Origin of the sequence: Paraburkholderia sp. 31.1 (genome assembly GCF_014397645.1) — a bacterium.
GTDB lineage: Bacteria > Pseudomonadota > Gammaproteobacteria > Burkholderiales > Burkholderiaceae > Paraburkholderia > Paraburkholderia tuberum.
Genome location: NZ_VZQN01000035.1, coordinates 70400 through 91834 on the forward strand (window position 1 = coordinate 70400; position 21435 = coordinate 91834).

21 protein-coding genes and 1 pseudogene are annotated in these 21435 nt (G+C 63.6%); 12 read left to right on the top strand and 10 right to left on the bottom strand.

Going from position 1 to position 21435, the window contains the following annotated elements; genetic code table 11:
• Positions 1 to 339 precede the first annotated feature (339 nt).
• Positions 340 to 1464: an NAD(P)/FAD-dependent oxidoreductase gene (locus F6X37_RS25265; protein WP_187613185.1), complete on the top strand. Its 1125-nt coding sequence runs from the start codon at positions 340 to 342 to the stop codon at positions 1462 to 1464.
• 438 nt (positions 1465 to 1902) lie between these two features.
• On the opposite strand, the pseudogene F6X37_RS25270 reads toward F6X37_RS25265, so the two are convergent.
• The 4 genes and pseudogenes from F6X37_RS25270 to F6X37_RS25285 all read right to left on the bottom strand — a co-directional run.
• Positions 1903 to 2393, bottom strand: a pseudogene (locus tag F6X37_RS25270) (transposase); the annotation flags it as partial.
• A 208-nt stretch (positions 2394 to 2601) separates the two neighbouring features.
• Complete coding sequence (locus F6X37_RS25275; protein WP_187613186.1) at positions 2602 to 3900, bottom strand: SUMF1/EgtB/PvdO family nonheme iron enzyme; 1299 nt, start codon at positions 3898 to 3900, stop codon at positions 2602 to 2604.
• A gap of 115 nt (positions 3901 to 4015) precedes the next feature.
• A complete protein-coding gene (locus tag F6X37_RS25280) occupies positions 4016 to 4783 on the bottom strand; it encodes a helix-turn-helix domain-containing protein (protein WP_184063264.1) in 768 nt (255 codons plus the stop codon).
• Between the two features lie 221 nt (positions 4784 to 5004).
• Positions 5005 to 5472 (bottom strand): universal stress protein, encoded by a 468-nt coding sequence (locus F6X37_RS25285; protein ID WP_090807329.1) that lies wholly within the window; start codon positions 5470 to 5472, stop codon positions 5005 to 5007.
• A gap of 281 nt (positions 5473 to 5753) precedes the next feature.
• Here F6X37_RS25285 and F6X37_RS25290 point away from each other — a divergent pair, with 281 nt between their 5' ends.
• Positions 5754 to 6443, top strand: coding sequence for a FadR/GntR family transcriptional regulator (locus F6X37_RS25290; protein ID WP_090807327.1), 690 nt, complete (start codon positions 5754 to 5756; stop codon positions 6441 to 6443).
• 55 nt (positions 6444 to 6498) lie between these two features.
• Here the strand turns inward: F6X37_RS25290 and F6X37_RS25295 are convergent, their stop codons facing one another.
• Positions 6499 to 7092 carry an acyl-homoserine-lactone synthase gene (locus tag F6X37_RS25295; protein WP_090807325.1) on the bottom strand — a complete coding sequence of 198 codons (594 nt, stop codon included), beginning with the start codon at positions 7090 to 7092 and terminating at the stop codon, positions 6499 to 6501.
• Between the two features lie 156 nt (positions 7093 to 7248).
• On the opposite strand from F6X37_RS25295, the gene F6X37_RS25300 reads away from it, so the two are divergent.
• Positions 7249 to 7566 carry a hypothetical protein gene (locus F6X37_RS25300; RefSeq protein WP_090807323.1) on the top strand — a complete coding sequence of 106 codons (318 nt, stop codon included), beginning with the start codon at positions 7249 to 7251 and terminating at the stop codon, positions 7564 to 7566.
• Here F6X37_RS25300 and F6X37_RS25305 read toward each other — a convergent pair.
• Positions 7550 to 8254, bottom strand: coding sequence for a helix-turn-helix transcriptional regulator (locus tag F6X37_RS25305; RefSeq protein ID WP_090807322.1), 705 nt, complete (start codon positions 8252 to 8254; stop codon positions 7550 to 7552). The two genes, F6X37_RS25300 and F6X37_RS25305, sit on opposite strands and share 17 nt — an antisense overlap.
• A gap of 575 nt (positions 8255 to 8829) precedes the next feature.
• Between F6X37_RS25305 and F6X37_RS25310 the strand changes: the two genes are divergently transcribed.
• The 7 genes from F6X37_RS25310 to araD all read left to right on the top strand — a co-directional run bounded on the left by F6X37_RS25310 (position 8830) and on the right by araD (position 17024).
• Positions 8830 to 9819 (top strand): dihydrodipicolinate synthase family protein, encoded by a 990-nt coding sequence (locus F6X37_RS25310; protein WP_187613187.1) that lies wholly within the window; start codon positions 8830 to 8832, stop codon positions 9817 to 9819.
• Positions 9816 to 10760, top strand: coding sequence for an SMP-30/gluconolactonase/LRE family protein (locus F6X37_RS25315; protein WP_187613188.1), 945 nt, complete (start codon positions 9816 to 9818; stop codon positions 10758 to 10760). The genes F6X37_RS25310 and F6X37_RS25315 overlap by 4 nt, the downstream gene beginning before the upstream one ends.
• Before the next feature lie 249 nt (positions 10761 to 11009).
• Positions 11010 to 12179 carry an extracellular solute-binding protein gene (locus F6X37_RS25320; RefSeq protein WP_090807316.1) on the top strand — a complete coding sequence of 390 codons (1170 nt, stop codon included), beginning with the start codon at positions 11010 to 11012 and terminating at the stop codon, positions 12177 to 12179.
• A gap of 172 nt (positions 12180 to 12351) precedes the next feature.
• Complete coding sequence (locus tag F6X37_RS25325) at positions 12352 to 13431, top strand: ABC transporter ATP-binding protein (protein ID WP_187613189.1); 1080 nt, start codon at positions 12352 to 12354, stop codon at positions 13429 to 13431.
• Entirely contained in the window at positions 13428 to 14315 is an 888-nt protein-coding gene (locus tag F6X37_RS25330) for an ABC transporter permease (RefSeq protein ID WP_090807312.1), read from the top strand. Before F6X37_RS25325 ends, F6X37_RS25330 begins: the two co-directional genes overlap by 4 nt.
• Positions 14315 to 15256, top strand: coding sequence for an ABC transporter permease (locus F6X37_RS25335; RefSeq protein ID WP_090807310.1), 942 nt, complete (start codon positions 14315 to 14317; stop codon positions 15254 to 15256). The genes F6X37_RS25330 and F6X37_RS25335 overlap by 1 nt, the downstream gene beginning before the upstream one ends.
• A 31-nt stretch (positions 15257 to 15287) precedes the next feature.
• The gene (gene araD / locus F6X37_RS25340) at positions 15288 to 17024 is read left to right on the top strand and encodes an L-arabinonate dehydratase (protein ID WP_187613190.1); all 1737 of its coding nucleotides are present in this window, start codon (positions 15288 to 15290) and stop codon (positions 17022 to 17024) included.
• A 3-nt stretch (positions 17025 to 17027) separates the two neighbouring features.
• On the opposite strand, the gene F6X37_RS25345 is transcribed toward araD, so the two are convergent.
• Both F6X37_RS25345 and F6X37_RS25350 read right to left on the bottom strand, forming a co-directional pair.
• Positions 17028 to 17633 (bottom strand): short chain dehydrogenase, encoded by a 606-nt coding sequence (locus F6X37_RS25345; protein WP_187613191.1) that lies wholly within the window; start codon positions 17631 to 17633, stop codon positions 17028 to 17030.
• A gap of 143 nt (positions 17634 to 17776) precedes the next feature.
• Entirely contained in the window at positions 17777 to 18229 is a 453-nt protein-coding gene (locus tag F6X37_RS25350; protein ID WP_187613192.1) for a DUF3005 domain-containing protein, read from the bottom strand.
• Positions 18230 to 18558: 329 nt separating this feature from the next.
• Between F6X37_RS25350 and F6X37_RS25355 the strand changes: the two genes are divergently transcribed.
• Both F6X37_RS25355 and epsC read left to right on the top strand, forming a co-directional pair.
• Positions 18559 to 18792 carry a hypothetical protein gene (locus F6X37_RS25355; protein WP_013092363.1) on the top strand — a complete coding sequence of 78 codons (234 nt, stop codon included), beginning with the start codon at positions 18559 to 18561 and terminating at the stop codon, positions 18790 to 18792.
• Positions 18793 to 18939: 147 nt separating this feature from the next.
• A complete protein-coding gene (gene epsC, locus F6X37_RS25360; RefSeq protein WP_187613193.1) occupies positions 18940 to 19866 on the top strand; it encodes a serine O-acetyltransferase EpsC in 927 nt (308 codons plus the stop codon).
• Positions 19867 to 19916: 50 nt separating this feature from the next.
• Here the strand turns inward: epsC and F6X37_RS25365 are convergent, their stop codons facing one another.
• On the bottom strand, positions 19917 to 20429 hold the full coding sequence (locus F6X37_RS25365; RefSeq protein ID WP_187613194.1) for a metal-dependent hydrolase: 513 nt from the start codon (positions 20427 to 20429) through the stop codon (positions 19917 to 19919).
• Between the two features lie 149 nt (positions 20430 to 20578).
• A complete protein-coding gene (locus F6X37_RS25370) occupies positions 20579 to 21088 on the bottom strand; it encodes a hypothetical protein (RefSeq protein ID WP_187613195.1) in 510 nt (169 codons plus the stop codon).
• Positions 21089 to 21435: the final 347 nt, after the last annotated feature.

Below are 21435 nucleotides of genomic sequence, written 5' to 3' on the forward strand. Positions count from 1 at the left end.
GTTGACGTCATTCATACGTCGGGCTCGGACCAGCGCGAGGCGTGTTTTTTTCAACCGCCAGGCGCCCAACCGGAGGCGACGGCACTGGAGTAGCAGCGTTCCGGATGCATTGTCGAACAGATATGAGTGTCAGTATTGTCATTGTGACATATGTGTTATTATATGAGCGCGTGCTGTTCGCCATGTCGGTCGAACAGTGCGCTGCGGAGGAAGCAAGCCTGCTCCCATCCTGTGAGCTCCTTGTCTTCCCACCTGCAACGGTTAGTTCAGCCGCCATCGAGCGACGCCATCGAGCGCGCGTTTGCATTGAAGGCTAATTGACTCTCAGAAGGATTTCCTATGGCAGGCTCATGCAAGACCATTGCGATCTATGGCGGCGGAATCGGCGGTGCATTGCTCGCGCGGCGCCTGAGCAAAGACTTCAATGTCACGCTGATCGATCCGCTCGACTACTTCGAAGTACCGATGTCGGTGCCGCGAAGCCTCGTCGATCCTGAATTTGCCGAGCCCGCGATGATCCCGTTCGCCGTCGCGTTGCCAAACGTCACGCGCGTCCGAGCGCGGCTTGTCGAATGGACCGCGAACGGGGGCAGGATTGCCGACGCGGACGGCCTGAGGAGCCTGGTGCGCGCCGATGTTTCCGTGCTTGCGACGGGCAGTCGTTTCTCCAGTTCGCTGATGCGATCGGAGGGCGAGACGATGGACGAGCGCAAAGCGTTCTATCGTCGCTTTCATGCGAGGTTGCTGGCCGCGGACAGGATCCTTATCGTCGGCGGCGGCCCCATCGGAATCGAAGTGGCGGGCGAGATCAGCGAAGCCTTCCCGCAAAAGCGCGTCACGGTCATCGAGGCAGGTGCGCGAATCCTTGGCGGAACGTCTTTGCGACTGTCCGAGCATGCCCGAGGAGTTCTCGCGGCGCGCGGGGTGACGATCGTGACTGATGAGCGCCTTGCCGATGGCGCTGCGCCGTTACACGAGACTCTCGCACCCGCCGGGGAGGCGCTGACGAACCGTGGACGGTCGATCCGGTATGACCTCCTGATCTCGTGCATCGGCGGGCGGCCCAACACCGACTTCATGCGCTCTCAGTTCGGGCATCTGCTCGATTCAATGGGGCGCATCCGCGTCGACGGCCACCTGCGCGTGGCTGACGAGGATCGCGTCTTCGCACTGGGCGACATCACCGATCTGGCGGAGAACAAGATGGCTTGGCATATCCACGGGCAAGTCATCGTCGCCGAATCTAATATCCGTGCGGTACTGTCGGGCGGAGCCGGACCGCTGAAGGTCTATCGTCCGAAGACCAACGTCCCGACCATGGTGGTGACTCTCGGTAGTCGCGAGGGCGTCGCGCATCTGCCGGTGCTTGGCTTGGTGACGACGCCGTGGGTCAACAGGATGGCGAAATCGGCGCACATGCTTGTTCCGAAATTTCGCAAGGCGCTCGGGCTTGTCCAGGGCTAAGGACGGCCGGCGGGCCACCGTCGCTACCAGCGGTCTGCGGCGGGAAGTGCGCGGAGCTGGTTCCGGGACTGGTAACACTTGACGCCGCATCGTTGCGAAGTCCGCCGGGCATGGCGGCAAGGCAGGCTTGCGCCGCCTGTACGCCGGCCCGCCGTCCGGATGCCGTGGCCAGCAACACTTCGTCAGCAGCCGGCGCAGCAACCTCTGACGCGCTCGGCCGCTTTCGGGGAATCCACGTAGTGACATAGTCGTCACCGTGACGATAATGACACTATGCAGCGCGTGGCATGCTAATCCGCCAGCAAGGCGCCAATGTCATGAGTTAGACATTCGCATTCAAAGCTCTCGCCATGGTAGCCATCGACACAGTGCCGCAATAGCCGTCTGCGAGTCGTGCAGAGGCATCGAGTTCTCAATGACACAGGATTCGTAGCCCTAAGCCGAATCGATTTCCCGGGCCAGGAGCTGGCGATCTTCGAGGCCGATCATTCGTCCTCGCCCTTGTCCGTGTTGAAGATCGCCCCGAGTTTTTTTGAAAGAACCAGCAATGCGGCTGCCTCGGCCAGTGCTTTCTCCTTGCGCCGCAGTTCGCGTTCCAGTTCCTTGATGCGACGCTGGTCCTGCTTCGTTTTGCTGTGGACTCGCACGGGCTTCTTCGGGCTCGGCCAGCGCCTGCGTGGCCGCTTGCCGCTACTGCGCCAGAACCTGCGGATACACGTCATGCTCGCGGCACCACGCATTGCGCGCCGTCTCGTCCATCGCCGCCGTGTTCAACACCGCCTCGAAACGGACAGCGCATCACTGCGCCAGCGCTCCAGCGTCTGCGCGCCCACACCGATCTCTCGCGCAACCTCTTCCACTGATGCGCTCTCCGGCAGCAGCAACCGCGCCACCGCTCTGTCCTTGAATGTCTTTCCGTAACGCGCCAACTTGTTCTCTCTTTATCGCCCCCAGATTCCAATTTTATCCAGGCGACAACCATTGTGACGCGGGGGGATTAGACGGCGGCCGAAGGTCTGAAAAGTCCTTCGAAGCACTTTCATGGTAGATATCAATAACGACTGCGATCGCAAAGTTAACCGATAGTTGACCTTTCTAGAGGTAAAGCGATAGCTTGTCTCTTGCATCAACTATCGCTTAATTCCTCACCCGCACACACCGAAACCCCGCATACACATACTGATAATGCGGCTGAAACCAGTTGCGAAATTCCGGCCGCAGCATGCACAGCGCGGTACGCGCCGAGCCGCCCTTCAGCACGTAGTGCTGCCCATCGAAGAAGTTGGCCGAATAGCCGGGATAGAACGGAAACGCTTCGAAGCCCGGCAGCGCTTCGAAAAGCGTCGAGGTCCATTCCCAGCCGTTGCCGAACTGACCTTCCGCGCCGAACGTGCTGACGTTGTCCGGATGCGCGTCGACGGGCCGTGGATCCCAACTGCGGAAATCGAAGTTCCCCGACGCCGCTTGCGGCGCACCGTGCGCCGCGCGTTGCCATTGCGCCTCGGTCGGCAGGGTTTTGCCGGCCCAGCGCGCGTAGGCGCTCGCTTCGGCGTGGCTCACGTAGACGGGCCAGTCGAGCGGCAAGGGCACGTCGTCGAACATCGTGCGCAGCGTCCATGCGGGGCGACCGTCTTGCGCCGTGCGTTGCGACCAGCCAGCGGGATGCTCGATGCGCTCCGCTTCCTTCCATGCCCAGTCCTTCGGCGACCACCACTTCGGCTCGCGATAACCGCCGTCTTCGATGAACTCGAGGAACGCACCGTTCGTGACCATGTATCGATCGATCTCGAACGCGGGCACGTCCACGCTCATTTCGCCGAACTCATTATCCCAGCCGAAGCGGCCGGCCTCGCGCGGCATGCCGAGCACGGCCGTGCCGGCCGGCACGCTAACCATCGACGACAACGCGTCGCGCTGCTCATCGCTCGTCACCACCGGTTCGCGCAACGCGGTGTTCTTCTGCGCGAGAGGCAACTGATGGAGCATGTACGCGAGCGTTTCCGCATGCATCAACCGATGCTCGATCGCGACGTTCAGCAGCTGCACGGCCACCTCGTCGTGCGCCGCGCTGCCGAGTTCGTCGAGCGCGGTGTCGATCTGCCGGCGCGCGCGCGTCGCATACTCGCGCACGGCGGCGAGCGACGGCCAATCGCCGGGTTGATCGGTGGGAAAGCCGCCGTCTACCGGATCGATGCCGAAGGCGAACAACTGGTCGAGTTCCGGCGCGAAAGCCGGCAGATCGAACAGACGCTGGTCGAGCAGATTGCGATCGAACGCTTCGAGATGGCCGATGTAGAACACGACGCGGTGACGCTCGCGGATCGGCCGTTCATAGAGGTAGTCGGGTTTGACGATCGCAAACAGGTCGTCGGTGACTTGACGCGCGTCGAGCAGGCGCTGCACGAGCGGATGATGCGGGACAGGGTCGCGATTCATTGGGGCCGGGTCTCCATGCAACACGGGTGCCGTGGGGGGGACGGTCTGAAAACTCTACCCGCTCGCAGGCGGCGTGCCAAGACTAACAGCGCGACCGTCCAGGCCACTCTGGCCGCTAGATCTGCCGCAAGCCTTGGAGATCGACGATGTGAATGTGCTTGCCCCGCGTGTCGATCAGGCCGCGTTTTTGAAATCTTGACAGGGTACGGCTGACCGTTTCGAGCGTCATGCCGAGGTAGCTGCCCATGTCCTCACGCGTCATTCGCAGATTGAATTCCGACCACGAGTAGCCGCGCTGCGCATTGCGCTGTGACACGTCCAGCAGGAAGGCGGCGACGCGTTCGTCGGCGGACAGCGAGCCGAGCACCATCATCTGCGCGGCTTCGCTGACGATCTGCGCGCCCAGTAGCTTGTGCATGCGTTCCTGGATCGAACTGATTTCGCGACACAGCAGCTTCAGCGCGCTATAGGGAACGATGCACACCGTGCTGTCTTCCAGCGCGACGGCACTGCACGCATGGAGGTCCGCGCTGATGCCGTCGAGCCCGAGCGGCTCGCCGGCCAGACGCAGCCCGGTGACCTGCTCGCGGCCGTCGCGGTGGACCATCACGGTCTTCATCGAGCCGGAGCGCACCGCGTAGATATTGTCGAAGCGGTCGCCGCTGCGATACAGCGCCTCGCCGCGCGGCACCGAGCGCGCCGAACAGATCAGCGTTTCGAGCTTCGGCAGTTCCTCCGCCGACAGCCCCTGCGGCATGCAGATCTCACGCATCGAACAGCTGGAGCAGCGCGCGGCGGTACGTGCGGCTGCGCGTGCCGCCACGGCCTCGCGGTTGCCGGCGGAGCGGGTCGAGGAACGGGTCACAGCAGTAGGATTCAGCATGTTCGATTATTGGTAGTGGTGAAATTGTCCCACCCGCTATGACCCGCAACTGGCGGCAAAGTGACGCGTTCGCTGCTCGGCAGTCCGAGCAACGGCGGTGCTCGGACGAAGGTGAGAAGGTGAGTCGCCGCGGCCTATATCGACGTCGCCCGTCGACGGGTAGCGTGGCTCGATTCCGGCAGGGCAGGGCGTGGCGTGCCGCCCTGCGCCTGATGAAAGAGTCAGGCGGGTTCCTTGTCGGTGCCCGCGGCGGACGGTACCAGCAGAACCGGAAGAGTGGCCTGGCGCACGCAGCGTTCAGCGACGCTGCCGAGAATCAGCCGCTGAAAGCCACGCCGGCCGTGCGTGCCCATCACGAGCAGGTCGGCATTGAATTCGGCGGCGGCCTGCAGCACGATCTCGGCGACATCGCCGAGCGACGAAGCCTCGGAGACCGCCGGGTCGCCCTTCACACCTTGCTCGGCCATCACTTTCGAAAACTCGGCACGCAGCTCCTGGCCTTCCTCGATCAGGCGGTTGCGCAGGATCGACGGGTCGTAGCCGGGCGCCTCGAAGTACATCGGGGTGTTTTCGACGACATAAAATGGCCGCAACACCGCGCCATTCGATTTGGCGAGATCGAGCGCCGCTTCAAACGCACGGCGCGAGGTATTGCTGCCGTCGACCGCTACAAGGATGCGTGTGTACATATCGGCTCCGAGTCAAAAATGCGTCTGCCACATTGCTAACCGCGGCAGGTTTATTGATCTTTTATACCAATGAAGCTTAGATGATTGCCCGAAAAGATGCACCGGGCCAGGATGTAAATCAAACACTTGCCAAATATTCCGGCGCGGCGCGGACAAAATGGCGGACGCGGCGGCGTGCGCGAAGCGGCCTGGCATGCTTACAACCCGTAGAACTTTGCTGAAGCCGAAACAGGGTTGGCCTTACAATCAAGCCATATTCAGACAAGCTGGCCAGTCCGCTGATGAACGATCGAAAAACCAAGGGCTTACCCGACCAGATCTACGGCGACATTCTCAACCGCATCCTCGAAGGCGAGTACAAGGAAGGCGAGCGATTGCCGACCGAGCACGCGCTGGCGGAACGTTTCGCCACGTCCCGACCGACCGTGCGCGAAGCGCTCGCGCGATTGCGGGCCGACGGCATCATCTCGACGCGGCACGGCTCTGGCACGACCGTCGCGCGGCGCCCCGATCCGGACGTACGCCGCTTCGCGCCGCTCGAAACGCTGTCCGATATCCGCCGCTGCTATGAGTTTCGCATCGTGACCGAGGCGGGCGCGGCCGCGCAGGCAGCGCTGAAGGCCGACGCCGACGACATCGCCGCGATCCAGCACGCGTGGGACGAGCTCGAGCGCATCATCGAGGCGCAGGGGATCGGCGCGAAGGATGACTTCCTGTTTCATCAGGCGGTCGCGCGCGCGTCGAAGAATCCGTTTTTCATCACGGTGATGTCGTTCATCGAGGAGCAGATCCTGTTCAGCATGAACCTGTCGCGCAATCTGTCGCTCGTCAAGACGGTGGAGCGGCAGCGGCTGGTGCAGGCCGAGCACATGGCGGTGCTCGACGCAATCCGCCGCAAGGACGCGGCGGGCGCGGGGGCCGCAATGCGCGCGCATCTCGAGAACGCGCTGGAACGGATGTTCGGTTCCTGAGTTCGCGCGCGGGTGAAGGCGTCGCGACTTTTGTCAGGACGCGCTTCGGCGCGGCTCAAGCAGCGACGGCGACCGGCCCGAACAGCGAGGTCAGCGTTTTCGCGCTCACCGCGACGTCGAGCGCGACGGCCCGCTCGATGCCAATCTGCAGCGGCGGCCCGAGCCGGCTGATGTCGAGGCCGGCTCGGCGCAGCATCCTCTCGATCGGCGTGGTGGTCACCGTGACGTAATGCGTGATGCCCATGCGCTGCGCGAAGCGCATCACTTCCTGAATTGCGCGGATTGTCATATCCGTGAAACCAAACGACTGTTCCTCACCGCCGGTTTCGATCGCCCAGCGGCTCAGTTCCCAGATATGTCGCCCGACCGGCGCGGCCGCGCCATGCAGTAGCTGCGGGAAGGTGTCTTTCAGCATGTTCGGACCTTCGGTCGGCATCAGGCGCCAACAGCCGCGCAACCGTTCGTCTTCGCCCTGAATCAGCATGTAGTACGGCCCGAGCGCGTCGTAGCCGTCTATCTCCATTCCCGCGATGGTCGGAATTTCCCAGCCGAGCCGGCCGTGAAAGACACGGGCGCGCAAGCGGTACATCTCGTTGATCAGTTCGTTGTCGAATTCCTGCCGGAGTCCAATTCGGATCGTGGTTTGCATGACGTTCTCCTGTACGCGTTGGGGGGCTGCCAGATACGCAGGAAAACTTATGCATTCTGAATCTTTGCGCCACCTACCTACCTGGATAGGTGTGGATGCTTATCGGGTATATCAGAATTCAGACGCGTCTCCGTCCCCAACCTACAAGGGTCCAAAATGGAACTCCTCGACAATCACTGGCAACCGCAAACCCACCTCCAGGCGCGTCCTTCGGAGGTCTCTTCGGCAGTGGATCGCGTTCTGATCATTGCCTACCGGAAGAAGAAAAAAGAGAGCCAGCGCCGTTTCTGGGCTCGCTTCGGCGTCACGCAATCGCGCGGCAGCCGCTTCGAGTCGGGCGCGGAGATCCCGGCGCCGGTGTCGATCCTGCTGGGTTTGTACTTCATGAGGACCGTGTCGGACGCCGATCTGGGTCGCGCCGAGCGTGTGATGTACAGCCGCGACGCGGCCGCGCTGCTCAACCCGGGTCAATAAGCCCAAGCTGCGCCGCGATCACGGCTGCCGCACGCCGCGAATTCACGCCGAATTTCGCCCTGATGTTTTTCATATGGAAGTTCACCACCGCTTCCGAGCAACTCAGGATGTGAGATATCTCCCACGTGGATTTGCCGCGTGCGGTCCATTTCAGACATTCTCGCTCGCGCGGCGTGAGCTTCGGCATCAAGGTCTGCGCATGTGAATTCAGATGCTGTTTGCTGGTGTCGATCACCAGGTCGCGCAACAGCACGAGGTTCGGCAACGCGGCGTTCACATGGCGCCTGAACCCGTCTGACGGCTTGTCGTCATTGACGAAGCACATCATGCCGGCTTCCTGATTCGGCCCATGAATTGGCAGCGTCACGCCCGCGCTCAGGCCGTACGAGCGAGCTTCCTCATACAGGGATTGCTGCGCCGGGCTGGCGAAAATCTCGGGCGTCCAGACCAGCGGCGATGAGCGTGACAGGCAGTGTGCGACCGTCGGATCGATATGCACCATGCCTTGCTCGTCGTACGTCTGGCGCCATGCCGGTGCGTAAGTGCTGCGCAGGTAAGCGTCCTCGAGACGCATGGTTGGCCGCGGCAGCATCGCGACCAGAATCTTGTCGAAACCCCACGTTTCGGCAAAGCCCGTAATCACGCCGAACCATTCCGCCTCGTCGGCGGCGTCCAGTAGCGGTGCCATCTGCTCGATAAAGTGTAGCGGCAATTTTTTGGCTCTCTCAGGCTCGCAAATATCCCGTTCGCGGTTATTGGCAGACAAACTTCGGTCCGCTCTTTTGGTCCGCATAATCTATCACTAAAAACTCGAACGCAATGCGCCGGTGCGCCGCGGGGTAAACGATAGCCGCCACGTGATAGCAACGCCGGCGTCGCCTATTATTATGCTGATTGAAATAAATCTTTAACCCGGCCGGGCTTCTCGGGTGCGCGGCGCGGCTAATCGGCATCCGGCGACAGATTTTAATATGTTTCGTTGACAGCATTATTTCGTCGCGCTTTAAACTAAATCGTATTTACTCGATTATCTCGGAAAGCGGGTTATTGCTCGCCGTGTCCTTGTTGCCAAAAAAAGCTGCGCCGATTCCGCTGGCTGCGGGCCCGCTTCATTGTTATACAAAAGGAAATTTCGTGATCGGCTCCCGCGCAATTCGCCGCCGACGGCATGCTAGGCGATCGTCACGCGCAGGTTGTTTGACAACATTGTGATGCCGATGCTACCGTGAAACCTCCGCCTAGCGCGTTTCCGCGTCAACCATCATGAAAGAATCACCGCTTGGCGACGGCGAGTTCGCCGCGTCGGTCATGGCCGTGCCGCCGCTCGCGCGCCGGGCCGACTACACGCTCGACCCTGCCCAGAATCTCGCGCTGATCCGCCATATCGAAGCGGGCGGCGTACGCACGCTACTGTATGGCGGCAATGCGAACCTCTATCACGTCGCGGTCAGCGAATACCGCGAGCTGCTGGACCTGCTCGCCGAGGCCGCGGGTCCCGGGACACGGGTGATTCCGGCGCTGGGTCCCGACTACGGCAAGATGCTCGATCAGGCGCGCATCCTCGCGCAGACGCGTTACCGCACGGCGATGGTGCTGCCGCTCGGCGACTTCACGACGTCCGAGGGCGTCGAGACGGGCCTCACGCGGATCGCCGACACGGCCGGCATGCCGCTCACGCTGTATATCAAGAGCGAAAACTACGTCGCTGTCGATACGCTCGCGCGGCTCGTCGAGCGTGGGACGCTGAGCGCGGTCAAATATGCGATCCCGCGCGACAACCCCGCTCACGATCCGTATCTGCGCCGGCTGCTGCAACGCGTGCCGCCCGCGAAGATCGTATCGGGCATGGGCGAGCGGCCGGCGCTCGTGCATCTGCGCGAGTTCGGACTCGCAGCGTGGACGACCGGAAGCGGCTGTATTGCGCCGAGCATGGTGATGGCGCTGCTGCGCGCGGTGCAAAGCGGCCGGAGCGCCGGTAGCGCCGTTAGCGCCGATCACGACACCGCCCAACGTCTCTACGATGCGTTCATGCCGCTCGAAACGCTGCGCAACGACATCTCACTGATCCGCGTGCTGCACGATGCAATCACGTTCACGGGCCTCGCCGACATGGGGCCGCTGCAGCCGCTGCTCAGTTCGACACCGCGCGAGCATCATGCGAAGATCGCGCAGACCGCGCGCACGCTGCTCGCTCTCGAGCGCGAGTTCGCGCCCACCCAATCGAACCGCTCCGACACGCAGACAACCCCATGACCGATCACAGCCGACGCTATCCCGATCCCTCCATCCGTGTGTTCGATCCGCGCTTCAAGTCGTTGATCATCGCGTCGGCGTCGGTCGAATGCTTGTATCAGGGCACGCGCTGGTCGGAGGGGCCGGTGTGGTTCGGCGATGGCCGCTATCTGCTGTGGAGCGACATTCCGAACGACCGCATCCTGCGCTGGGACGAAACGACGGGCGCGGTCAGCACGTTCCGTCAATCGTCGAACAATGCGAACGGCCATACGCGCGATCGCGAAGGGCGTCTCGTCAGTTGCGAGCACCTGACGCGGCGTGTGACGCGCACCGAGTACGACGGCTCGATCACCGTGCTCGCCGATCGCTATCAGGGCAAGCGCTTCAATTCGCCGAACGACGTGGTCGTCAAATCGGACGGCTCGATCTGGTTTACCGACCCGACCTTCGGCATCGAAGGTTTCTACGAGGGCGAGCAGCAACAGTCCGAGCTGAAGGCGTGCGTGTATCGGATCGACGGCCAGTCGGGCGAGGTGTCGATGGTCGTCGACGACGTGCTCGCCCCGAACGGTCTCGCGTTCTCGCCGGACGAATCGCTGCTGTACGTGGTCCAATCGCGCGGCGAGCCGCGCAAGATCCGCGTATTCGATGTCGAGGCCAATGGCAAAGGCACGACGCTGTCGAACAACCGCGTGCTGATCGAAGCGGGTCCGGGCACCCCGGACGGTTTTCGTGTCGACACGCATGGCAACTTGTGGTGCGGGTGGGGCATGGGCACCGACGAGCTCGACGGCGTGCGCGTGTTCAGCCCGCAAGGCGAGCCGCTCGGCCACATCGCATTGCCAGAGCGTTGCGCGAACGTTTGCTTCGGCGGACGGCATCGCAACCGTCTGTTCATGGCGGCGAGCCACGGGTTGTATTCGCTGTTCGTCAATACGCAGGGCGTGCGCGGAGGTTGAGCGGTTGTCCGCTAACCAGACAACATGTATTGCTAATCGCGGCGAGGGCTCGGGTTTGCCCTTAACCCGCGGTGCCGGGCATTGAACGACAAGGATTTCAGGTTAAACGAGCCATTTTCTCGCCCGACTCACACTCTCGACTATTTGCTTGACATCGGCTGTTGCGCTTCGCTATGTTCCCTTGGTAGAAAGACACCGCCCGCAACGCATCGACCAGCGGGCTTCCATACCAAGAAGCGAGGAGACGCAATGACTGTTTCGCACAGGTTGTCGTTCAAGCTGGTATCCGTCTGTATCGCCGCGAGCGCGGCGTTCACCCTTGCCGCGCACGCGGCCGATCCGGTCACGATCAATATCGTCGACGTGGCCGGCGATCTTCAACTCACGCAGAAGGGCTTCGAGGCGTTCAAGGCGAAGAATCCGAATCTCGTCGCGAACATCACGTTCACGAACGCGCCCGCGCCGCAATTGCCCGGCAAGATCAAGGCGATGCAGGCCGCGGGCCGTTCCGACATCGACCTCGTTTTGACCGGCACCGACGCGCTCGCGGCCGGCATCGAACAGAACCTGTGGATCAAGCTGCTGCCCGACAACGCGGCGCAGTTCCCCGGCGTGCTCGACAAGTACGCGCCGGGCCCGCGCAAGATGCAGGATCTCGCGCAAGGCTACGGGCTCGAGGTCGCATATATGCCGGCTGGTCCGCTGCTCGAATACAACCCGGCCAAGGTCAGCGATCCGCCGAAGACACCCGAGCAACTGCTGCAATGGTGCAAGGCCCACCCCGACAAGCTGATCTACGCGCGGCCGGCCAATTCCGGTCCTGGCCGCACGTTCCTGATGGGCTTGCCCTACGTGCTCGGCGACAAGGACCCGCAGGACCCGGTGCACGGCTGGGACAAGACGTGGGCGTTCCTGAAGCAGTTGAACGACTGCATACCGTACTATCCGGGCGGCACCTCGGCGGTGATGAAGGAACTGGGCGAAGGCACGCGCGACATGACCGTGACCGTGACCGGCTGGGACATCAATCCGCGCGCGCTCGGCATCGTGCCGGCCGACTTCCGCGTACAGCCGTTCGACAACATGACGTGGGTCAACGATGCGCACTACATGGTGATTCCGAAGGGCGTGCCGAAGGAAAAGCTCGACGTGCTGTACAAGATGATGAACTTTATGCTGGAGCCCGCGCAGCAGGCGCTGACCTATGACGACGGCTACTTCTATCCGGGTCCGGCGATCAAGGGCGTCACCGTCGAGCAGGCGCCCGCGCACAGCCAGGAGGTGCTGAAAAAGTATGGCCGCCCCGAATACGCGAAGATGTTGGCCGATCATCCGCATGCGTTGCCGCTGAACGCAGCGGCGATGGTCGCCGCCTTCAAGAAGTGGGATAGCGAGATCGGCGCGCAGAAGACCCAATAGGCCTTCACCAATGCGACGGGAAACGGGGCAAAACGCAGCGCGGCGTGAGGTTCCGCCGCGCTGCGTGTTTTCAGCGATCACGCGCGTCTCGGCTTGAGTGCCTGATGCGCCGCGCCCACCGCAAGCGCGGCACTCGCGACATCCGTCGCCTCACGCGGAGCAGGGAACCGCCATGAAGCATCACTTTGAGCAGTTGCGGCTCGATTCAGTGAGCCGCAGTTTCACGAACCCGCAAGGCCACGCGATCGCAGCGCTGCAGGGTCTCGATCTGACGATCCGGCGCGGCGAGTTCATCGCGCTGCTGGGGCCGTCGGGTTGTGGCAAATCGACGGCGCTGAACTGCATCGCCGGATTGCAGCCGCTCACCGGCGGCGGCATCTGGCTCGACGAGCGGCGCATCGACGTGCTGCCGCCGGAAAAGCGCGGCTTCGGCATGGTGTTCCAGAACTACGCGCTGTTCCCGCATATGAGCGTGCTGGAGAACGTCGGCTTCGGGCTGAAAATGCGCGGCGTCGGCAGAAGCGAGATCGCGCGCCGTGCACGCGAGGCCTTGAAACTGGTGCAACTGACCGGTCATGAGCACAAGCTGCCCGGCCAATTGTCCGGTGGCCAGCAGCAGCGTGTCGCGATCGCGCGTGCGATCGTGATCGAGCCGCCGCTGATCCTGATGGACGAGCCGCTGTCGAATCTCGATACGAAGCTGCGCATCGAAATGCGCGCGGAAATTCGCCGCATCCATACGCAGCTCGAACGCGCGACGCTGTACGTGACGCATGATCAGGACGAAGCGCTGTCGATGGCCGATCGCATCGTCGTGATGAGGGAGGGCCTCGTGCAGCAGGTCGCGACGCCGAAGGAGGTCTATACGCGGCCGCGCAATCTGCATGTCGCGCGCTTCATGGGTTATCGCAATGTCGCCGAGTTCACGCTGGAGGGCATGCAAGGCGATGGCGTCGTGGTCAGTGCTAACGGCGTGCGGCTCATCGGCACGCCGATGGCCGGCTTCGACGGCAAACGCGTGAGTGTCGCGCTGCGCCCCGAAGACATGGAGCGCGCCGAGCCCGGCGCCGACAACGCGTTCGAGGCGCTGATCGACGCGGTCGAGTATGGCGGCCACGATTCGCTGCTGCGCGTGAAGACCGCGTTCGGCGACGTGTGGGCGCGCGTGAGCGGTGAATGTGCGGAGGGCGAGCGCATCACGCTGCGCGTGCGGCCGTCGTGCGTGCTCGTCTACGACGCCGAGGCCGCATGAACACGCCGACGCTCGTCCCCCCGCTTACGTCCCGCGCGCCGCGCGATGCCAAGGCCTGGCTCGTCGCGCCCGCGCTGCTCTTTATCGTCGCGCTGTTCATCTATCCGTTCGCGTATGGTCTCGCGCTGTCGTTCCGGCCGATGAACGGCGGCGGCGTGTGGGCCAACTATCTGACGTTCTTCACCGACACGTCGATGTGGCCGACGATTTTCGTTACGCTGAAGCTGTCGGTGCCGGCCACGCTGATCAACGTCGGCGTGTCGGTGCCAGTCGCGTTCGCGCTGCGCCGCTACTCGCGGTATCAGAAGATCGTCACGACGCTGTTGGTGATCCCGGTGACGCTCGGCACCGTGCTGATCGCCGACGGCATGCTCACGTACTTCGGTCCGCACGGCTGGCTGCCTCAGGCGTTGCAGGCGCTGCATCTGTACACCCAAGAGGTGCGGCTCACGCACAACTTCACGGGCGTGTTGCTGTCGCTGATCGTGTCGGGCTTTCCGTTCGCGTTTCTGCTGACGCTGTCGTACGTGACCGGCATCGACCCGACGCTCGCAAGCGCGGCCGCGACGCTCGGCGCGAGTCCGTGGCAGCAGTTTCGCCGCATCTATCTGCCGCTGCTCGTGCCGGGGCTCACGATGGCCGCGTGTCTGTCGTTCGTGCAGGCGTTCTCGGTGTTTCCGTCGGCGGTGCTGCTCGGCGCGCCCGCGGGTCCGACGCGCGTGATGTCGATTGCCGCGGCCGAAGCCGCGTTCGAAAGCTACGACTATTCGCTCGCATCGGCGATCGCGATGGTGATGGGGTTCGTGCAACTGCTGGTGGTCGCCGCGCTGCTCGGCGCGCGCCGCTGGTTCTATCGTGGTCCCGTAACGGGAGGCAAAGGCTGATGACGACCGATCGCCGCGCGACGCAGCCCGACTGGTCCGCGTCCACCTCCGCTTGCGCGGCGCCTCAGCCGGGCGACGGCGCCCGCGAGCCAGCGCAACGTGCGCGTCAGCGCGCGAATCTGCCGGGCCGCATCTGGCAGGTGCTGGTATGGGCCGTGATGGCGTTCTTCCTGATCAACGTCGTGCTGCTGATTGCGACCGTCGCGGTGAATTCGATCGCGACGCGCTGGTTCGGCACCGCGTTGCCGCAAGGCTTCACGTTGCACTGGTATGCGCAGGCGTGGAGCGACTTCCAGCTCGCGAGCGTGCTGTGGGTGACCGTGCAGGTGGTCGGCGCGGTCGTGCTGCTGTCGGTGCTGCTCGGCGTGCCGGCTGCGTATGCGCTCGCGCGCGTGCAATTCCGCGGCAAGCGCCTTGCGATGCTGATCTTTCTGCTGCCGTTGATGGTGCCGCCCTTCACCTACGGCATTCCGATGGCGACCGCGATGTACAAGGTCGGACTCGCCGGCACGCTATGGGGCGTAATTCTTGCGAATCTCGTACCGGCGCTGCCGTTCGTGATTCTCGTGATGACGCCGTTCATCGAGCAGATCGATCCGAATCTCGAAGCGGCCGCGCGCATTTTCGGCGCGAACACGTTCCGCTATTTCCGTTACGTGCTGCTGCCGCTGCTCGTGCCGGGCATGCTGGCGGCGGGGCTGCTCGTGCTGGTGCGCACGATCGGCATGTTCGAGCTGACGTTTTTTACGGCCGGTCCGGCCACGCAAACGCTGGTGGTCGCGTTGTACTACGCTGTGTTTTCGACCGGCGTGCGCGCGCCGCAATCGATCGATGCGATGGCGATGATCTATATGGCGATCACGTTGGTCTGGGTGCTGATCGCACTACAATTCGTGAGCCCGACGCAGATCGTGTCCCGCGTGAAAGAACAGAGGCGCTGACGCGTGGTCGGCGCCAATCGTGGAGTAGACGTTGACGAAGAGAAAGACCCCCGAGGAATTGCGTAGTCATCGCTGGTACGGCGCGAACGATCTGCGTTCGTTCGGCCACCGCTCGCGCACCGCGCAGATGGGCTACAACCGCGACGAATACGCGGGCAAGCCGGTCATCGCGATTCTGAACACGTGGAGCGAGATCAATCCGTGCCACACGCATTTCAAGCAGCGCGTCGAGGAAGTGAAACGCGGCATCTGGCAGGCCGGCGGCTTCCCGATCGAGCTGCCTGTGCAGACGCTGTCCGAGCCGTTCCAGAAGCCCACCACGATGCTGTACCGCAATTTCCTCGCGATGGAAGCCGAGGAGATGCTGCGCTCGTATCCCGCCGACGGCGTCGTGTTGATGGGCGGCTGCGACAAGACCACGCCCGCTTTGTTGATGGGCGCGATCTCGATGGATCTGCCCGCCATCTTTCTGCCTGCCGGCCCGATGCTGCGCGGCAACTGGAACGGCGTGACGCTCGGCTCGGGTTCCGATTCATGGCGCTACTGGGCCGAACTGCGCGCGGGCACGCTGACGCCGGACGACTGGCAGGGCGTCGAGGGTGGCATCGCGCGCTCGCCCGGTCACTGCATGACGATGGGCACCGCATCGACGATGACGAGCGCGGCCGAAGCGCTGGGCTTCACGCTGCCCGGCTTCGCGTCGATTCCCGCGCCCGATTCGCGGCATGCGCAGATGGCCGCGCAAACCGGCATGCGTATCGTCGAGATGGTGTGGGAGGATCTGAAGCCGTCGGACCTGATCACGGCGGCATCGGTCGATAACGCGGTGACGACTTGTGTCGCGCTGTCCGGGTCGACCAATTCGGTCGTGCATATGATCGCGCTTGCACGGCGCGCGGGCATCGAGTTGACGCTCGACCGCTTCGACGAGATCGCGCGCCGCACGCCCGTGCTCGCGAACATCAGACCGACCGGCGCCTATCTGATGGAGGACTTTTTCTACGCGGGCGGTTTGCGCGGGCTGCTCGCGGAACTGGGCGAACTGATCGACGGCTCGCAGAAAACCGTGAACGGCCGCACGCTCGGCGAGAACCTTGCCGGCGCGCGCATTTTCAATGACGACGTGATCCGCCGCCGCACGAATCCGCTACTGCGCGACAGCAGCCTCGCGGTGCTGCGCGGCAATCTCGCGCCCGACGGCGCCGTGATCAAGCCGGGCGCGGCCGAGCCGCATCTGCTCGTGCATACGGGCCGTGCGGTCGTGTTCAGCGACTACGACGACATGGCCGCGCGCATCGACGACGACGCGCTCGACATCGACGCAAGCTGCGTGCTCGTGCTGCAGCACGCGGGGCCGGTCGGCGCGGGCATGCCCGAATGGGGTCAACTGCCGATTCCGCGCAAGCTGCTGCAAAAAGGCGTGCGCGACATGGTGCGCATCTCTGACGCGCGGATGAGCGGCACGAGCTATGGCGCGTGCGTGCTGCACGCGGCGCCCGAGGCATTCGTCGGCGGACCGCTGGCGTTGGTCCGAAGCGGCGATCTGATCGAGCTCGATGTGCCGCGCCGCAGGCTGAATCTGCTGGTATCGGACGAAGAGCTCGCGCGCCGCAAGGCCGCGTGGGTCAAACCCGCTGCGCGCTTCGAGCGCGGCTATGGCGCCCTGCATCAGGCGCACGTGATGCAGGCGGATCAAGGCTGCGATTTCGACTTCCTGCAGCGCGGCGGCGTGAGTCCCGACAGCTCGGGCGAGCCGGAGATTCACTGAGGTTCAATACCCCACGCGATACACGCGCCCCGTCTGCGCCCCTTCCACACTGCGCAGATAAGCAAGCGCCGCGCGTTGCGCGCTGACGGGCTCGAAGCCGCGAAAGAACGGCGCGTAAGCTTCCATCGACTCGGTCAGCACGGTCGGACTCACCACGTTGATGCGCAGCCCGCGCGGCAGTTCGATCGCGGCGCCGCGCACGAAGCCCTCGAGCGCGAGATTGACGGTCGTCGCGCTCGCTCCCTGCGGGATCGGCTCGTCGCCCAGAATGCCGCTCGTCAGCGTGAACGATCCGCCGTCGTTCACATACGGCAGCGCCAAGAATACGACGTTGATCTGGCCCATCAGCTTGTCGCGCAGCCCGACCCAGAACTGCTCGATGCTCATCTGCTCCAGCGGACCGAAATGCACCTTGCCGGTCGCGGTGACGACGCCGTCCACCTTGCCGATGTCGCGAAACAGCCGCTCGACGCTCGCCGGGTCCGTGCTATCGACGTGATATTGCCCGCGCGTCGCGCCCACCTCGATCACTTCGTGACGCGCCTTCAGCTCCGCGCGGATCGCCTGGCCCAGCGTGCCCGTCGCACCGATGACGACGATTCTTTTCATCCGCAACTCCGTTAAACGAACCCACGTTAAACCAGGCAAAGCACGCACCAGAATAAAACAGTGCGTGCTGCGTGATTGCCTGATAAATCGGAATAAACCCGGTAATTCAAACGCGCGCGTATAAAGGGATGATACGCGCGCGCCTATTTCACCCGATGTAATTCGATTACGCGCGCGGGCCGCAAATGATTGAGCGCATAGTGAATGCGGCCACGATCGCGGCGCTGTCCGACCGGACGCGGGTCGTCGTACTGATGGTCGGCCGAGTAGACGTCGAGCGGCTCGGCCATGCCCTTGTCGATCACCGAGTAGCCCGGCTCGAGCGCGAGCAGCAGGTGGTTGCCGCCGACCCTGCTGTCGAAGCCGGCCATGCCATCGAGCGACTCGGGCACGCTGTTGTCGAGCGTCGCATTGCTGGTCGTGACCGCGTCGGGCGAGATCGCGCCGTGGCCCGCCAGACGGGCCGCTTCGCGGTTCTTGCCGTCGGTGTCGACCGTGCTGTCGTGCGTGCGGTCGTTGTGCAGGTCCGTGCTTCGTGGGTCCTTCGGGTCCGGCTTCGTACCGGCGTTTTCGGGTTTGCTGATCGCGCTGTTCATCGTGCATTCTCCTGAAGCGGACATTCGAAGAAAAGAGCAAAAGCCGTTCCGACTGACACGGCGCCGCGGTGCGCGGGAGTCGCGATGCGTTCTCCGCCATCCTTCGATGCGAGTGGCGTTACCTCGCGATTAAACGGCGATGACGTCCGCGATTCATTTGGTTTTTTTCAATGGACGCGTATTTTCTACAGAGTATGATCTTACTCCTGCGACCGACGCGCGGATAAATTGGCGGCATGCTCCGGCTGTTCCAGCATGGTCGGAAAAACTAACAAACAAATGGCCGCGGGACTGAGAAAATGTTACGGGGCTTCAGGGGCGGGTGACTCATGCACTTCGATGCTGCATTCACACATCGCGGCTATCTTTTGAATTGCGAACCGGCGCGCTCGGGCGACGGGTCTTGGCAACCGTATGTGGTGATCTCGCGCTCGAGCGACGGCGAACTGGTCGCTAACCGTTTCTTTCCCACGGAACTGCGCTTCTCCGACGAAGCCGCTGCCATCGCGCACGCGCGCGATTGGGCGGTGCGCTGGATCGACGCGAGCAGTCTGACTATCTGAAGTCAGGGAACGATGCGTGCGTGCCAGCGCGCGTCGACGCAATGAATCCGAGCCGACCTGCGCGCTGCCGGGCGGGCACCGTTAAAACGCGGTAATCTCTGCTCGATAACCACTTCGAACCGTGCACGCCGCACGGCGCCGTCCCTTATGCCCAACGAGCCTTCCCATAACTGGGGCCTTGAACAGATCGTCGCCGACCTGCGCGCCTCGCGCGAGCAATTGCATCGCACGCGGCATCCGCTCGGCATTCGCGAATTGCCATCGCGCGAAGCGGTGGTCAATATCGTGGCCGGTCTGCGCGCCGCGATGTTTCCGACGCATTACGGCGCACCCGATCTAACCGACGAAACGGTCGACTACTACGTCGGCCACACGCTCGAAAGCACGTTGCGGCTGCTCGCCGAACAGATTCGCCGCGCGCTGCGCTTCCTGCCCGAGTTCGGCGAGACGCCGGACACCGAGTTGCGGGAGCGCGCGTTCGCGGTGGCGCGCGAGTTCGCGACGCAGCTGGCGGGCATACGCGCGCTGCTCGTCAGCGACATCCAGGCTGCGTACACCGGCGACCCCGCCGCGCAGCACATCACCGAAATCCTGCTGTGCTATCCGGGCGTGTGGGCGATGACGCATCATCGGCTCGCGCATGCGCTGCATCGGCTCGGCGTGCCGCTGCTGGCGCGCTTCATCAACGAGATCGCGCACTCGGCGACCGGCATCGACATTCACCCGGGCGCGACGATCGGGCCGAGCTTCTTCATCGATCACGGCACCGGCGTGGTGATCGGCGAGACAGCGATCATCGGCGAGCGCGTGCGCGTGTACCAGGCGGTCACGCTCGGCGCGAAGAGCTTCGCGGCCGATGAGGACGGCACGCTGATCAAGGGCAATGCCCGGCATCCGATCGTCGAGGACGATGTCGTGATCTACGCGGGCGCGACGATTCTCGGACGCGTGACGATCGGGCGCGGGTCGGTGATCGGCGGCAACGTGTGGCTCACGCATAGCGTGCCGCCGGGCAGCAGCGTATCGCAAGGCAAGGTCCGCGAAGGAGAGCGCACCGACAACGGACGGCAATGATGCACGGCTAGCCGCCGCGCCCGCACGCCGGGCCGATAGCATCGCTGCGCCTAGCCGATCGGCCAATGGCGCAACCACGGCAACGCATGCATGCCATGCAGCCACACATGCTCGCCGATAAACCACGCGGCCGCCCAGGATGCCGCGACGACGATCAGATCGCAGTGCCCGCTATTCCATAGATTCAACGAATGTCGCCCGGCGATCCACGGCACGCCGAGCGGATTCGGCCAGTCGGCGAGCAGATGCATCAGGCCGCCGCACGCGAAGCCGAACGCGGGCGCCGCGAAGATCGAATGTCCGAGCGTGTGATACGACACCGCGAGCAGCGCGAGCCAGCCGATGCCCCAATGCGTCAACGTGCGATGCGTGATCCACAGCCGCCGCGCGCGCGACCACCATGCGACTTCGAGCCAGTCCGGCGCGGTGCTGCCGGCCACGCCGGCGATGAAGCTCAGCAGCACGCCAGCATGAAACGGACCGCTGCCGCTGCGCGCGACGATCGCCGCCGCGATGATGCCGGCTGCGAAACCGGTCGCATGATGCGCTTTGCTGGATGCCATCGAAACTCGCGGTACACGTGCCGCGCGAAAAACAAAGGGCGGCTATGTTCGCAGATGGGCGCGTAAAAAAATAGCCGATGCGCGAGATAAAAATTCGCGCACCGGCCTTCCGTGCATGACGCGCACGGCGTTCAAGCGCGCCGCGCCGCTCAGGTCGCGCAGCGCGCGATATCGAAGCGCATCTCCTCTTCGGGCGGATCGTCGGGCGCATTGGCCGGATGCACGACCTTGATGACCGTGTTGCCGTTGAGCGGGGTCAGCGTGACGAAGTACGAGTTGTGCGAATCGGCACCGACCGCAAGTTCGGTCGCCGCGCCGGCGTGCGAGGTGCGCACGCGCGGCAGACGTTCTTCGAGGCAGGCGGCGATGGACGCAGGCGTGCGTGACGACGACACGTACACGAGCGGTGCGGACGCATCGCGCGCGGAGCCGCCCGATGAACCGCAAGCGGCGAGGGTGGCGGTGAAGGCGACAGCTGGGGCAAGCAGGAGAAGTCTTTTCATGATCCGATCGTCGGCATTCCCGGTCATGCATGGGAAGGTGAGGCGCGGGCGAAGCGCGATGCGCTGACGTACAGCGCGATGCTTCGCGACGAAGCTGCCGTGCAGGCGGCGCGGTTTCGCGGCGTCGCACGGCGGCCGGGGCAGTATACCGAGCATGTGTCGACGTCGTCACTAGCGCGGCCATGCGTTTATTGGTCTGACGGCAAACCGCCGTCAGAAGCGATGCCGCAGACCGACTGCCGCGGCGACCTGGTTGCCGGTCGACGACGGCGCAAGCGTATTGATCGCCGCGACGTTCGCGCCGAATCGGAATTCGAGCGAAAGTTGCTGCTTGCGCCCCGTTGACTGTCGATTCGCAGCGAAGTGTAATTGTCGCTAAGTGGTCCTGGTAAATCTGTTTGAATTTCGCTAACCTGGCGCGTTTAACGCCGGGGTAGCGGATGAAGTGTGTCGTCGAACTGAGCGAAGCCGAGGAAATGACGTTGCAACAGCTGTCGATCAAT